The organism is Bernardetia sp. Wsw4-3y2 (assembly GCF_037126295.1).
GTDB lineage: Bacteria > Bacteroidota > Bacteroidia > Cytophagales > Bernardetiaceae > Bernardetia.
On the sequence record NZ_CP147017.1, the window covers coordinates 182,836 to 197,399 of the forward strand.

The window sequence follows — 14,564 nt, forward strand, 5'->3', positions numbered from 1 at the left end:
TCACAGACTTGGTTAAGCCTGTAATACAAATTATTACACAATCTAAAAAAATAAAAACGGTTTCCCTAAAAAAATATAGTATTTTAGCAAAGTATAGTTTTTCTTAAAAGCCACAAAACATACTCTGCTAAAATGATATAGCTATGCAAAATTGATATAGCTATGCAAAGTAAATTTTAGATAGTTCTTTTTTTTTGATTAAATTGTATAAAATTGTACTAAACCCTAAGGGTTTTTAAAAGCCCTTAGGGTTTAAATACTATATTATGAATACTTTCAAAGTTCCAGATTGCCCACGCTGCCAAAGCAATCAAGTTATAAAAAGTGGCACAATACGCAAAAAACAGCGTTTTTTATGTAAATCATGTACTTATTATTTTACCGTTCAGAAGGACGGCAAACGTATCGATAATTACTATGTAGTCAAGGCTTTACAGCTTTATTTAGAAGGACTTTCATACAGAGAAATAGAACGAATTATTGGAGTAAGCCATGTATCTGTAATGAACTGGGTGAAAGAATATAAAATTTCTCGTCCAAAAATGAGAGAATACCGTCCTACTTATAAAATATTGAAACACAGCGAATTATTAGAATTTCTAGCCGAAGAAAATGCGTTAGAAGACTCTAGTATTTTGATAACGCCTTTGGGAGATAAGTTTATGATAATCAAGTGGGAACGTTTATGAAATTGTGAATTATTAATGGTGAATTATGAATGAAAATACTTTTTTGAAATGGTGAATTATGAATTAAAATTAATTAGTAATTTGTATTCATTCATCATTCACAACTTATCACTCACAATTCCATTCATTATGCACTCTAATCCTGTTAAAGAAAAAAGTTTCAATTTAGCTGTCCGAATAGTCAAGTTATATAGGTTTTTAGAAAAAGAGAAAAAAGAATATACCTTGTCAAAACAGTTATTAAGAAGTGGAACAAGTATAGGAGCAATGATAAGAGAAGCTGTACACGCAGAAAGTAAAAAGGATTTTGTACACAAAATGTCAATAGCTCAAAAAGAAAGTAATGAAACACTATATTGGCTAGAATTACTGAAAGAAACAGATTATTTAACTCAACAACAATTTGAAAGCCTATACAAAGATGCAGATGAAATAATGAGTATCATCACAAGCATTATAAAGACAACAAAAAGAAACTTAAACAAATTATAAATGTCAGACGAAATACTAATTTGTATTCATTCATAATTCATCACTCACAATTCATAATTCAAAAAAAGCTATCTTTCATTTAACAGAAAACAACCCACCATTTGGCTATTAGGTCGACTTGTGTGTATCATTGAGGAACAAAACACAAAATAAAATTTCATATACACACAAACCTACCACATAATGAAACTATTAAAATTAATATTGATTGTATTTTGTTTGGCTTTATTCTGCTTTAGCCAAAATTTATTCGCTCAAGAAAAAACAGAAGAAAAACAAGAAATTGACCACTCTTACAAGCCTCTAACTCTTAAATTAGATGATAGTGGGAATAAATATATTCGTTTTCTTACTTGGCATCAGTTCTGGGTTCGTTCTACTCAAAATAATCCTAATAGCGTGGATTTAGCAGGAAACCCTTCAGACAATACATTTGATATTGGTCTTCGTCGCTCTCGTGTCTTGATGTATGCTCAAATTTCTCCTCGTTTTTTAATACTTACTCATTTTGGACTGAATAATCAAACCTTTGTAAATGGAGGAGTTACAGGAGGTACAGGAAAAAAACCACAAATTTTTATGCATGATGCTTGGACAGAATACAAAGTAGCTGACCAACTTTATATTGGAACAGGACTTCATTATTGGAATGGCATTTCAAGAATGACAAATGCCAGTACACTCAATTTTTTAACAATTGATGCACCTATTTTTAACTGGGCAACGATTGAATTGACAGACCAATTTGCTCGTCAGTTTGGAATTTATGCAAAAGGAAAAATTGGTGGTTTTGACTATCGCATCGCACTTAATAAACCTTTTGCATCAGGTGGAGCAGCGAATGATTTGGCAGATGATGGCATTGCAAGAAATGTTTTGAATGATAACACTGCCGTACAAGGATATTTTAATTATCAATTTTTTGATAAAGAATCTAATAAGCTACCTTATTTTGTAGGAACATATATGGGAAGCAAAAAGATTTTTAATATTGGAGCAGGATTTCATTATCACCCAGAAGCAACAGCCGTAAAAAAAGCAGGACAAACAGAAGCTCAATTAAAAGACATTTCACTTTTTGCAGTTGATGCTTTCTTAGAATTACCAATGGGAAAAGGTGGACTTACAGCGTATTCAGCTTTTTATAGCTATGATTTTGGTGATAATTATCTTCGCAATGTAGGAATTATGAATATTTCTGGAGGGGGAGGAAATACACAACCTACCATCGGAACAGGTACAATTTCTTATACACAAGCTGGTTATGCATTTGCAAAATTTAAAAATGGAGCGCAATTTCAACCTTTTGCAGCCTTTACTTATAAAAACTTTGAAGCCTTAAATGACCCTTCTTCACAGTTTGATATTGGAGCAAATTATTTCATTAATTCTCATCACGCCAAAATTACGCTACAATATTCTCAACGTCCTGTTTATGCAGCAGGAAATTTAGATACCACACGAGGAGAAATTATCCTTCAAACACATATTTGGCTATAAAATGCTAATTGTAAATTGTGAATGGTAAATTATGAATGAATACAAATTACTAATTTATCTATAATTCACCATTCAAGAAAATATTTCATTTACCATTCACAATTAATAATTTATAACTTACCTTAACTCTATTTTTTAAAAATCAATTCACACACACAAAAATAAATGGTTTCAGTTTGTATTTCACTGATGACTGGTAACTGTTTACTAATAACTGAAAATAATTATGAAAAATGACAAAGACCACAGCAAAGCAAGTATGGATAAATACTGGAAAAAAAATCTTTCCTATCTGACTATTCTACTTATTATATGGTTTATAGTTTCTTATGGTGCAGGAATTATGTTTGCCGATGCACTTAATGGAATAAAAATAGGAGGTTTCAAACTCGGTTTTTGGTTCGCTCAACAAGGCTCAATTTACATTTTTGTCGTCTTGATTTTTGTCTATGTTTGGCTGATGAACAAGCTAGATAAAGAATTTGATGTAGATGAGAAATAATTGTAAATGATGAATGGTAAATTATAAATTAAATACAAATTACCATTCTTAACTTACGATTCAAGTCGTCTTTTTATCCTTTGCTCGTGTCCTCACAAGCAATATTTTCTTAGCCGTTGTTGGTCTCTCCACCAACGAGATTAATTATAAAAAAATACACACCACACAAAATAAATTTCAATTACTATGAGTATTCTAGTTTGGACATATATTATCGTCGGAATTACTTTTGCCCTCTATATTGGTATTGCCATTTGGTCAAGAGCAGGTTCGACAAAAGAGTTTTATGTAGCAGGAGGAGGAGTTTCTCCACTTGCTAACGGAATTGCCACAGCAGCAGACTGGATGTCGGCAGCTTCATTTATCTCTATGGCAGGAATTATTTCCTTTAGTGGCTACGATGGTTCAGTTTATCTAATGGGCTGGACAGGAGGTTATGTGCTGTTAGCATTATTACTTGCCCCTTATTTGCGAAAATTTGGAAAATTTACTGTTCCTGACTTTGTAGGAGATAGGTATTATTCAGATACAGCTCGTTTAGTAGCCGTAATTTGTGCGCTTTTTGTTTCTTTTACTTATGTAGCTGGTCAAATGCGTGGAGTAGGAGTAGTATTCTCTCGTTTCTTAGAAGTTTCTGTTGAGTGGGGAGTAGTTATCGGAATGTGTATTGTATTTTTCTATGCTGTTTTGGGTGGAATGAAAGGAATTACTTATACCCAAGTAGCCCAATATTGTGTTTTGATTTTCGCTTTTATGGTTCCTGCCATTTTTATTTCAATTCAAATGACAGATACTATAATTCCTCAACTCGGTTTTGGAGGGACTTTAGCAGGAACAGACACCTATCTTTTAGATAAACTAGACGGACTCAATCAAGAACTTGGATTTGCAGCTTATACTGATGGTTCAAAAAGTACTATAGATGTCTTCTTTATTACAGCAGCCTTAATGGTCGGAACGGCAGGACTTCCACACGTAATTGTTCGTTTCTTTACTGTTCCTCGTGTAAAAGATGCTCGTATTTCAGGTGGTTATGCCCTTATTTTCATAGCTATCCTTTATACAACTGCTCCTGCCATTGCTGCTTTTGCTCGTACAAATCTAATTAATACGATAAGTAATAAACCCTATTCTGAAATGCCTGCTTGGGTAGGAAACTGGGAAAAGACTGGTCTTATTAAATACGATGACAAAAATGGTGATGGAATTGTTCAATATTACAATGACAAAAGTAAAGATGAAGCCTTTTTAGCAGAAGTCGCTGCAAAAGGATACAAAGGAAATGAAATGGAAATTGATAGAGATATTATGGTTCTTGCTAATCCTGAAATTGCAAATCTTCCAAACTGGGTAATTGCTCTTGTAGCAGCAGGTGGTTTAGCAGCAGCACTTTCAACAGCAGCAGGACTTCTTTTAGTAATCTCTTCTTCAGTTTCACATGATTTATTGAAAAAGGTAGTAATGCCGAATATTTCTGAAAAAGGGGAGCTTGTAGCTGCACGTATTGCAGCAGCTGTAGCTATTGTTATTGCTGGTCTTTTCGGAATCTATCCTCCAGGGTTTGTAGCACAAGTAGTCGCCTTTGCCTTTGGACTAGCAGCAGCTTCATTCTTCCCTGTTATTGTAATGGGAATTTTCTACAAACGAATGAATAAAGAAGGAGCAATTGCAGGAATGGTAGTAGGACTTGTCTTTACGATTGTTTATATCGTTTATTTCAAATTTATTTCCCCTAACTTAAATATTCCTGAACATTGGCTTTTCGGAATTTCTCCTGAAGGAATTGGAACAGTTGGAATGATACTCAATGTAATTGTATCTCTAGCTGTAAGTAAATTTACACCTCCACCTCCACAAGAAGTACAGGACATTGTAGAAGATATTCGTTTGCCTCGTGGTGCTGGTGCAGCCGTTGACCACTAGACAGTTATCAGTAATCAGTTACCAGTAATCAGTTGAATACGCTTATTGGTAACTGATAATTTGAATGTTTTTATAATAAAATTTATTACGCAGTTAAAGAAATTGTATTTAACTGGTAACTGTTTACTGATAACTGCTAACTGAATGAAATTAACACGCAATTTATTGATTTTGACTGCACTAATGGTTGTTCTTTTCAATTATCCACTATTGGGAATGTTCAATAAGATAAAATGGGTGGAGAAAGTTCCGACAGCCTTCTTTTACCTATTTGGTGTGTGGTTTGTTTCGGTTATTCTTTTGATATTTATTATTTATCATTGGAAACGCTGAAACTGTGTTATGTCGGATATTGAGGAAGAACGCTCTTTTTGAGTTGTTCTTCCTTTTTTTAGAAAATAAGCTGTACTACTTTTCCAATTTCTACTTTTTCTAAATCATTTTTACTTTTTAGACAAAAGCCGAATAAATCAAATCTTGGATTTCCATTTTTATCTGTTACTCTTGGTATAGTAAGAAAGGGTTTTATAGGAATACCTCCTAATGTTGAATTTTCCGTCAGTTTATACTCTGAAATGTCTCCAACAATACTTGCAAGTATATAAACATCATTTTTAACTGTAAATTTGTCTTCTATTTTAAACGTAGATTGCATTTGCTTTTTTAGTATTTGATATTTTTTCAATCTTTTGCCGTTGTTGGTGTCTCACCAACTACACAAAATCAAACCAATTTCTTCACTTCATTAACAATATCTTTCGTGGAAAATGGTTTTGTAATATACGAATCTGCCATTTTAAGTCCTTTTTCAATATCAACAGGTTGGGTTTTGGCTGATAGAAAAATTACTTTTGTAGTTTTTAATTCTTCATGAGTTCTGATAAACTGACAAACTTCATAGCCATCCATTTCAGGCATCATAATATCCAAAATTACGGCATCAGGTTTTTTATTTTTGATAATCTCAACAGCTTCTTTTCCATCTCGTGCTACAAAAACTTCATAGCCACTTTTTCGCATCAAGAAATCTAAAGACAGTAAAATATTAGGTTCGTCGTCAGCAATTAAAATACGTTTCATAGATTTAGGAAAATTTGGTGTTTTAAAGTAATTTTAATGAGTTTTTTTATAAATTGATATTCAATTTAATAGTAATTCTATCTAAATCAAACGTATTGATTGGAAAACTGTTTGTATTACTATAGCAATTCAATGAATAATTAAATTTTGAGCAAAATAAATTATATTTTATTGTGTATTCCGAACTTCTACTTTTTATTATTTCTATTGCTTATCTAGGTCTTTTGTTTGGTGTGGCTTACTGGACAGAATACCGAAGTCTATTTTTTTGGACAATGGCAACAAAGAAAGATAAAGAATTAACTTCTACTTCTGACCAAAAATTAGGAAGTAGTTTTTTCAAACCTATTATTTATGCCCTTTCTATGGGTGTTTATTGTACGGCTTGGACATTTTATGGAAGTGTTGGACAAGCAGCAACTTCTGGACTGGGCTTTCTGACTACTTATATAGGTCCTTTGCTAACTATTCCTGTTTGGTGGCTTGTTTTGCGTAAAATAATCCGAATTAGTAGAGCAAAAGGAATTACTACACTTGCTGATTTTATTTCGGCTCGTTACGGAAAAAGTATTGCGTTAGGTCGTCTGATTACTATTTTGTGTGTGTTTGGAATTGTTCCTTATATTTCCATTCAAATACAAGCTATTGCAATGAGTATTGAAGTTCTTACCACTTCTAGTCAAAATTCTACTAAATTTTGGATAAGCGATACTGCTTTTTATGCCACCCTTATTCTTGGTTTTTTTACGATGCTTTTTACTACTCGCAACTTACAAAGTGACAACAAAAATAGAGGAATGATAGCTGCCATTGCCTTCGAATCTATTATTAAATTAATGACTTTTTTAGGAGTAGGTATTTTTATTGTCTATGGAATGTTTGACGGAATAATTGATATCTTTGAAAAAACAGCACTACATATAGATTTACAAAAACTCACTACTATTCAACATCAAAAAAATAGTGGAGAATGGTTTTGGTATTTACTCTTATCGGCTTTAGCTATTTTTCTCTTGCCTCGCCAGTTTCAAGTTTCAGTAGTAGAAAATGAAAATGAAAAACACATTCTTCCTGCTATGTGGATTTTTGCACTTTATCTTTTGGTTATCAATTTTTTGGTTTTACCAATTGCTTTAGGTGGCAGAATTTGGTTTGAAGGAACAAGTTCTGTACTCAATTCGGATATGTTTATGCTAAGTTTGCCTTTAGCTTCTGAGTTTCCACAAATAGCTTTGTTTTCCTATATTGGTGGTTTTTCGGCTGCAACAAGTATGATTATCGTTTCTACGGCTGCGTTGAGTACAATGATTTCAAATAATTTATTGCTTCCAAACTGGGTTTCAGATTTTGACTGGAAAAATCCTAATTTTAAAGCCATTACTACTATAAAATGGTTTCGAAGGCTCGGAATTTTATTTATTCTATTTCTTTCCTATTTTTATTTTAGAGTAATTGGCGAATTTTCTTCGCTTGTTTCGGTCGGAATGGTTTCTTTTGCTGCCATAGCTCAACTTGCACCTGCTTTTTTTGGAGGTATTTTTTGGAAAAGAGGAACTAAAAACGGTGCTTTTGCAGGAATTGTTATAGGTTTTTTGATTTGGGCATATACACTTATTTTACCTTCTTTTGCACAAAGTGGTTATTTTCCTATTTATTGGAACTCGGATTCTGTTTTTCTAAAATTATTAAATCCGAATGCTCTTTTTGGAATGGATTATTTAGATTCTATCTCTCAGAGTGTGTTTTGGTCACTTTTTCTAAATAGTTTTTTTTATGTTGTTGTTTCAGTCATGAGTGTCCAATCAGCAACAGAACGAAATGAAGCTGAAATTTTTGTAGATATTTTTAAATACTCCAATCGTTTTGAAAGTGCTGTTTTATGGAAAGGAAAAGCCTATTTTTCAGAAGTAAAAGAATTATTGAATAGCTTTTTAGGAGAAAAACGAACTACTTTTTTATTAGAAAATTATCAAAAAACGAATACAGAAGAAGAAAAAATAAAAACTGATGAATTTCTAAATGAAGCACAAATTGTTTTGGCAGATTCTCGTCTTCTGACTCTTGCCGAACGTATGCTTTCTAGTGTTGTAGGTTCGGTTTCAGCTCGTATTTTGGTTTCTTCGCTTCTACAAGAACAAGAAACGGTGGCGATGGAAGAAGTAATTACCATTTTAAAAGAATCTCAAAATGTTCTTTCTACAAATAGAGAATTGCGTCAAAAATCAAACGAACTCAAACGATTGACACAAGAATTAGAAACTTCAAATCAAAAATTGAAGGAACAAGACAGAATAAAAGATGATTTCATTTCAACGGTTACGCATGAACTCAGAACACCCATTACAGCAATTCGTGCGCTTTCCGAAATTGTTCATCAAAATCCAGATTTAGAACAAGATGAAAGACAAAACTTTTTGGAAAATGTAGTGGGCGAATGTGAAAGGCTTAGTCTTTTGATAAATGAAATTTTGGATATAGAAAGTTTTGATAATCATGCTAGAAATAATACGTTGCCTTTAGAACTCAAGGAATTTGATTTGATAAAGCTAATTTCTCGTGTCTATACAATAATGCAACCTTTGGCAAAAGAAAAAAACATTGATTTAGAAATGATTTTTATGCCACAAAATTCATTAAAAGAAAAAGCAACAGTAAAAGCAGACGAAAAGCGTATCGAACAAGCTCTAATTAATTTAGTCTCAAATGCAATTAGCCACATGAAATTTAATGAAAATGAAATTCCTATTGATAGAATAGATTTAAGAGTAAATGAAAAAAATAACATAGCATTTCCTCCTTATACTATCAAAATAATAACCCAAATTGAATCTGACTTTTGGCAAATAAGCATCAAAGACAATGGAAAAGGAATTTCAAAAGAAAATCAAGTTTCTATTTTTGAAAAATTCCATCAAATTAGAGACAAAAATAATCGAAAACCCAAAGGAACAGGTTTAGGATTAAGCATCGCTAAACGAATTGTAGAGGCGCATTTTGTAGAAAGTAAAGAGAAAAATGAGACAACTCAAAAACAATATGGCAAAATTTGGGTAGAAAGCAAACAGGATAAAGAAACTAGTTTTATAATGAGATTTATGAAATAGATAAACTTTCATTTTTTATTAAAAAAATGATTATTTACTTATTTTATTTTTTTTACCACCATCATATATCTCAAAATACCACGTAACCAAAGGACGAGCTACAACAGCCGAAACCAGTATTATGCCACCTGCATAAAAATAAATATCCATTTTTGAAGCCTCCACAGAACTAATAAAGTAAGATAAAATAATTACACTAACAATACCATATAAAGGAACTAAATTTCCCACCATAGCCACTGTAAAAGGATTCAAAAACTTCATCAATCGTACTGATTCGCTATACGCATAGACAGAAACTCCCAATGCTAAACTAAATATCAATATAAAATCACGCCAAGTCAAACTCCATTTTACAGGAATAAAATCACTTACTATTCCTCCCCAAAACGTAGAAAAAAGCAAGAGAAGAAAAGCTGTAATACTTGCTCCTAACATTTGATAGAAGGTAATAACTAAAGAGTCTTCTTGCTTTACTAAATCTGCATTAAAAATAGTAACCAATGCACCAAAAAAAGCAGCTAAAAGAGCTAAAAAAAAGCCTAAACCATAATCAAAATCAGAGCTATAAATTATATAGATTCCAAAAATAGCATTTAGTCCTGTAATTATTTCACCCACTGATAAAGCTCCTTTTCCCAAAATGGGTCGCAAAATACTAACAAAAAGAGGAATTGTAGCAAGTCCAATCAAACAAACAGCTTCATTTGCTAGTTTTGCCGAAAGAACAATTAATGTCCAATAAGCAAAAGTTAGGATTCCAGTTCCCATCAAAAAATAAGTCTTTTTACCTGTCCATTTAAACTTTTTAATAACTAAAAGCCAAATAGCCAAAAATACTACAGCCATTGAAGTTCGATAAAAAACAAGTTCAGTAGCTGATAAATGAATTTGATTGACTACCAAAGGAACAAGACTAGAAAGCCAAATTACAAAATGAAGACGAATATGGTATTTTAACAAGAGAATTAAGCATTATGAAGTGATGAGTATTTGAATCTCTAAAATACAAAAAAGTCTTAACTCTTTTAGTAATTCTCTACATAGTTCATGAACAAGTATTTTGTCTGATGCAAATATTGTTTGATGCAGATAAAAAGAGTAATTTTGAACATCAGTATAATTCAGAATAGTTATCTCTCTCTATCAAGAAAGCTACAAATCAATCACAATAAAATATAGCCAAATGAACTCAACTAAATTAAGCGTAAATATCAATAAATTTGCAACCCTGCGAAATGCAAGAGGAGGCAACAATCCAGATTTGATACAAGTAGCACAAGATTGTGAGCGTTTTGGAGCGCAAGGAATTACAATACATCCACGTCCAGACGAGCGTCATATTCGTTATGAGGATGCTTTTGCACTTGCAAAAATTGTCAAAACAGAATTTAATATTGAAGGAAATCCACAACAAGGACGTTTTTTAGAAATTGTAAAAGAAATAAAACCTACGCAAGCGACTTTAGTTCCTGACTCAGATGGAGTTTTGACTTCTAATGCAGGCTGGGACACTATAAAACACCAAGATTATCTAAAAGAAGTAATTACTGATTTGAAGGCTCTAGGAGTTCGGGTTTCTATTTTTATCGACCCAATAGACCAGTTTATTGAAGCTGCTGCCTCAACAGGTGCAGATAGAATAGAGTTTTATACAGAAAGTTATGCAAAAAACTTTCAAGAAAGTCCTGAGAAAGCAATCAGAAAATATGTTCAATGTGCAGAGTTTGCTCACAAGTTAGGTTTAGGAATCAATGCAGGACATGATTTGGATTTAGATAATCTAAATTATTTAGCTAAACATTTACCTTATTTACAAGAGGTTTCTATTGGTCATGCGCTTGTTTGTGATGCTCTTTATCTAGGACTAGAAAACACAATCGGACTATACAAAAGAGCTTTGAAAGTATAAATTATTATGTATTAATAATTTAGCTTGTGGAGACCCAAGAAATGGCAACTAAAAAAAAACCTAAGGTTCTTGAAGAGCCTTAGGGTTTAGAAAAATAAAATCTATATTTTTTTACATTCCTTGATTTGTATAGGTGTTCCCCACATAAAGATACCAAAACCCATAGCTTCTTCAGCTTTTACTTCTACTTTTAAGCCTTCTTTCTGAAATTCAGGAGCTAAATTTTCAGGTTTGTACTCTGTGCCGTCTTCGGCAACAATTCCCCAAAAACCACCTTCTAAATCTTGATAAACTACTTTTCCTTTGAAATGTGTCATAATAAAAATTGAAATTTATGATTAAAAAAATGAGATAATAAAAAATGCTTTGTACGATTTAAAAACTATAAATTTACAGGCACACAATTCGTTTTAACTGAAATATTCGTAATTTTTAATTCGTAATTATTTTTTAGGTTTCTTATAAACAGGAACACTACTACACGCCTCACCAAACATAATCAGTTTTGCAATAGGTGCAAGTCTGCGAGTAACTTCTCCATAGACATAATTCGGAATCTGAATTTTGCTGCATCCTTTGATAACAACTTTTGATTGTTCGAATTGTTGCCAATCAAAAGTTTGAAAAATATCTCTATAAAGTTCGCTTTCCAGTTCTTCGCTTGTTCCTATAACTACTTTTTCGGCATAAGGTTGAATATTTGATACAACAACCATAAATGCCCACATAGGAACAATCGCATCTACTGAACAAATTATATTTACAAACTTGCCTTCATATTGTTTCCAATCATGATTTTTGACGAACTCTCTAAAATCCTTTTCTCTCAAGATAAGTTCTTGAAAAAGATTAATTTTCAAATCATACGTAATTCTTTCCCCTTTTGGATATAAATCTTCCAAATCAAAGGTAACGACTGACGAATTGACTACTTTATTAAGTGTTTTTTCCATAATTTTATTTGTAACCGTCGTTGAGGTTTATAACCGTCAAACGAGGATTTAAAGTTTATTTTTTCATCATTTTGAAAGTAAAGACTGTCAAAACTAAAATAATTGTTCCCATAAGTAACCACAACCAAAGTGAATTTTCAAAAAGTGGTGTTACTTTTTCTACTTCTTTTTGTGGTATTTTTTGTTCCGAATCCAATTCTAACAAAGTGACATCAGTAGGAATTGTATTTTGAAAACGAACAATATCATAATTAGGTTTTTGTAATCTTTCATTTCCATACATTAAAAAATAAGAAATTGCTTTGTCACTCGGGCTCACTCGTGTAAAAATCTGATTGATATAACCCTTGATTTCTAGTTGTCCAATATCTAATGGTTGATTGTCTTGATTATCAATAATGATTTGATATTTTTTAGATTTTTCATTAGAATTAATAAAAAAACTTGAACTACCATTTTGTTTTTCTATTGATGAAAGAGTGCTTGTGTGAAGCGTAACAAAATTATAAATCACACCTTTTTCAGTTATGGTACTGTCTAACAAATATTTAATTTGAATACTTCTGTAATAATCAAAATCATTTTTTACTTCCAAAGAAAGAAAATCAATAGGAACAGAATGGGTTAATTCTATATCAATTATAGTTTGTTTTTTATCTTTATTTACTTCAATATTTTTAGAAATAATTTCTAAACCTTCAAAATTTCCTTCTATTGTTTTTTGTAAAAAGACGCTTGCTGAATTCAGCTTTGGTTCATTATTCTTAAAACCATTTTGACTTTGTTTTTCAGATTTATCTGATAATTTAATTCTATAATATTTGTATTTTGAGTTTGGAAATATAAGGCGTGTAAATTTGTATTCTGTAAATTCATTTTGGATAGAAACAATACGATAATCATTCAAAATTTCGAACCATTCGTTTTGGTTTTGACTTCCTTCTAATTTTACTCTCCAGTCAAAATTAGTATTTTCAAAATCTAGTTTTATTAAGTTTGTTGCTTCTTCTTGACGTGTAGTGTTATCTTTTTCTAAAGTAAAAAAATAGGCATTCTCTTTTTTGGAAGAATTAATTATCTTAAAATCAACTTTTTGATTTTCAGACTTTTGCATTATTTTTCTAGTGAGAAAAGGAGCTTCTAATGTATCAGAATTAGTTACACCAAAAATTCGAATATCTGAAAAATCAGTATTTATTTTTTCTATGACTTCGATAGGTACATTTATTTTGTACCATTCTGTCTGATTGCTTTTCTGTATTCCTTTTAGTTCTCTTTTATAGAGAAAATTATTTTGTGCAAAAACAGTTTGGCAACAAAAAACAGAAAGAAATATGAATATAAATTGAAAAATTATTTTTTTCATGAGTTGTGATAAATTTGTGATTATTTTTTAGTTTGAATATAGCAAATTAAATTGATTATCGATTTGAAATCAGAAAATTAGAATTCCCATTTGCAATCATTTTGTTTACATAAAATAATGTATTTTCTCTTTGGCTTTCTATGCGCACAGGCACATTACGATTGATAGACAAAGAGTTGAGAGCTGAAATAAGAGTACTAGAATTAGTAAAAATACCACTATCTATATTGAATTTTAAATCTTTAATCATTCCATCTTTTTGATAATATATCTGACAATAGCTATTTGACAAAAAATTATCTTTCTCATGAAACACGATTTCATTTATTTGTTCGGCTGGCAATACAAACTCACTTATTCCATACTGAGTTGAAAAACCGACTGATTTTTTGGTAATATAAAATGTATTATTTTTAAAATGTTGATAGACAGATTCTATTTTTTTTCCATAGTGCCAATCATGTATCCAAATCATAGCTTCTAATATAAAAGGCACGTAAATTAATGGAAAAAAAGAGGAGTTTAGTTTTGAGACAAATAGGATGTAAAACAATAAAAAAGCAGCAATTTTACCAAACTTCATAAAAGGATGATGCAAAACCTCTTGGTAAGGAGATATATTTTGAGATTTCTTCATCCAAGGTTCTTTTTTTGCTTTTCTTGGAATACTCGTTTGAGATTTTCCTGATTTTGGTAATGAAGTATAAAACAAAATAGTATCTTCTACCTTTAAGCGAATTTGCTTTTGAATAGGGAATTTGCCTAATGTTTCATACTGCTCACAATGCTGTTTTCCCAAATACTCCCATGTATCACGTAAAAACACAGATTTACAACCTGCACAAAAAACTACCTCATCACTTTCTAAAATAGAATCTCCAGTAATTGGGTCTTTTCGGTTTTGAGATAAGAAACTTCGATGTTCTTGTGAGTTTGGGTTTATTTTGTGGATGTGCATTTGCTAAGAAAATATTTTATTTTACAAAACTACAATTATTACTTTACTATCTTTTTCATTCTCAGAGCCTGTTCGAGTTTAGATA

General features: G+C 31.4%; 15 protein-coding genes. 8 read left to right on the forward strand and 7 right to left on the reverse strand.

Annotated elements, in window-relative coordinates:
* Positions 1 to 266 precede the first annotated feature (266 nt).
* The 6 genes from V9L05_RS00730 (at position 267) to V9L05_RS00755 (ending at position 5,439) form a co-directional block, all read left to right on the forward strand.
* Positions 267 to 689, forward strand: a complete 423-nt coding sequence (locus V9L05_RS00730) for an IS1 family transposase (RefSeq protein WP_338813982.1) — start codon at positions 267 to 269, stop codon at positions 687 to 689.
* 129 nt (positions 690 to 818) lie between these two features.
* Entirely contained in the window at positions 819 to 1,181 is a 363-nt protein-coding gene (locus V9L05_RS00735; protein WP_338813983.1) for a four helix bundle protein, read from the forward strand.
* 183 nt (positions 1,182 to 1,364) lie between these two features.
* A complete protein-coding gene (locus tag V9L05_RS00740; protein WP_338813984.1) occupies positions 1,365 to 2,681 on the forward strand; it encodes a porin in 1,317 nt (438 codons plus the stop codon).
* A gap of 226 nt (positions 2,682 to 2,907) precedes the next feature.
* Positions 2,908 to 3,183: a DUF4212 domain-containing protein gene (locus V9L05_RS00745; RefSeq protein WP_338791325.1), complete on the forward strand. Its 276-nt coding sequence runs from the start codon at positions 2,908 to 2,910 to the stop codon at positions 3,181 to 3,183.
* 186 nt (positions 3,184 to 3,369) lie between these two features.
* A complete protein-coding gene (locus V9L05_RS00750) occupies positions 3,370 to 5,106 on the forward strand; it encodes a sodium:solute symporter family protein (RefSeq protein ID WP_338813985.1) in 1,737 nt (578 codons plus the stop codon).
* Between the two features lie 144 nt (positions 5,107 to 5,250).
* A complete protein-coding gene (locus tag V9L05_RS00755; RefSeq protein WP_338791322.1) occupies positions 5,251 to 5,439 on the forward strand; it encodes a hypothetical protein in 189 nt (62 codons plus the stop codon).
* Positions 5,440 to 5,497: 58 nt separating this feature from the next.
* On the opposite strand, the gene V9L05_RS00760 is transcribed toward V9L05_RS00755, so the two are convergent.
* Together V9L05_RS00760 and V9L05_RS00765 are read right to left on the reverse strand one after the other, a co-directional pair.
* Entirely contained in the window at positions 5,498 to 5,761 is a 264-nt protein-coding gene (locus V9L05_RS00760; protein WP_338791321.1) for a hypothetical protein, read from the reverse strand.
* Positions 5,762 to 5,829: 68 nt separating this feature from the next.
* On the reverse strand, positions 5,830 to 6,186 hold the full coding sequence (locus V9L05_RS00765; RefSeq protein WP_338791320.1) for a response regulator: 357 nt from the start codon (positions 6,184 to 6,186) through the stop codon (positions 5,830 to 5,832).
* Positions 6,187 to 6,359: 173 nt separating this feature from the next.
* On the opposite strand from V9L05_RS00765, the gene V9L05_RS00770 reads away from it, so the two are divergent.
* Positions 6,360 to 9,290, forward strand: coding sequence for a sensor histidine kinase (locus V9L05_RS00770; RefSeq protein ID WP_338813986.1), 2,931 nt, complete (start codon positions 6,360 to 6,362; stop codon positions 9,288 to 9,290).
* A 30-nt stretch (positions 9,291 to 9,320) separates the two neighbouring features.
* On the opposite strand, the gene V9L05_RS00775 is transcribed toward V9L05_RS00770, so the two are convergent.
* Positions 9,321 to 10,253 (reverse strand): EamA family transporter, encoded by a 933-nt coding sequence (locus tag V9L05_RS00775; protein ID WP_338813987.1) that lies wholly within the window; start codon positions 10,251 to 10,253, stop codon positions 9,321 to 9,323.
* A 223-nt stretch (positions 10,254 to 10,476) separates the two neighbouring features.
* On the opposite strand from V9L05_RS00775, the gene V9L05_RS00780 reads away from it, so the two are divergent.
* Positions 10,477 to 11,202 carry a pyridoxine 5'-phosphate synthase gene (locus tag V9L05_RS00780; protein WP_338813988.1) on the forward strand — a complete coding sequence of 242 codons (726 nt, stop codon included), beginning with the start codon at positions 10,477 to 10,479 and terminating at the stop codon, positions 11,200 to 11,202.
* Between the two features lie 101 nt (positions 11,203 to 11,303).
* Here the strand turns inward: V9L05_RS00780 and V9L05_RS00785 are convergent, their stop codons facing one another.
* From V9L05_RS00785 to V9L05_RS00800, 4 genes are all read right to left on the reverse strand, one after another.
* Positions 11,304 to 11,519 (reverse strand): hypothetical protein, encoded by a 216-nt coding sequence (locus tag V9L05_RS00785; RefSeq protein ID WP_338791316.1) that lies wholly within the window; start codon positions 11,517 to 11,519, stop codon positions 11,304 to 11,306.
* Positions 11,520 to 11,645: 126 nt separating this feature from the next.
* Positions 11,646 to 12,155 carry a DUF2480 family protein gene (locus tag V9L05_RS00790; RefSeq protein ID WP_338813989.1) on the reverse strand — a complete coding sequence of 170 codons (510 nt, stop codon included), beginning with the start codon at positions 12,153 to 12,155 and terminating at the stop codon, positions 11,646 to 11,648.
* Between the two features lie 55 nt (positions 12,156 to 12,210).
* Positions 12,211 to 13,521, reverse strand: coding sequence for a hypothetical protein (locus V9L05_RS00795; protein ID WP_338813990.1), 1,311 nt, complete (start codon positions 13,519 to 13,521; stop codon positions 12,211 to 12,213).
* A gap of 55 nt (positions 13,522 to 13,576) precedes the next feature.
* The gene (locus tag V9L05_RS00800) at positions 13,577 to 14,479 is read right to left on the reverse strand and encodes a hypothetical protein (RefSeq protein WP_338813991.1); all 903 of its coding nucleotides are present in this window, start codon (positions 14,477 to 14,479) and stop codon (positions 13,577 to 13,579) included.
* Positions 14,480 to 14,564: the final 85 nt, after the last annotated feature.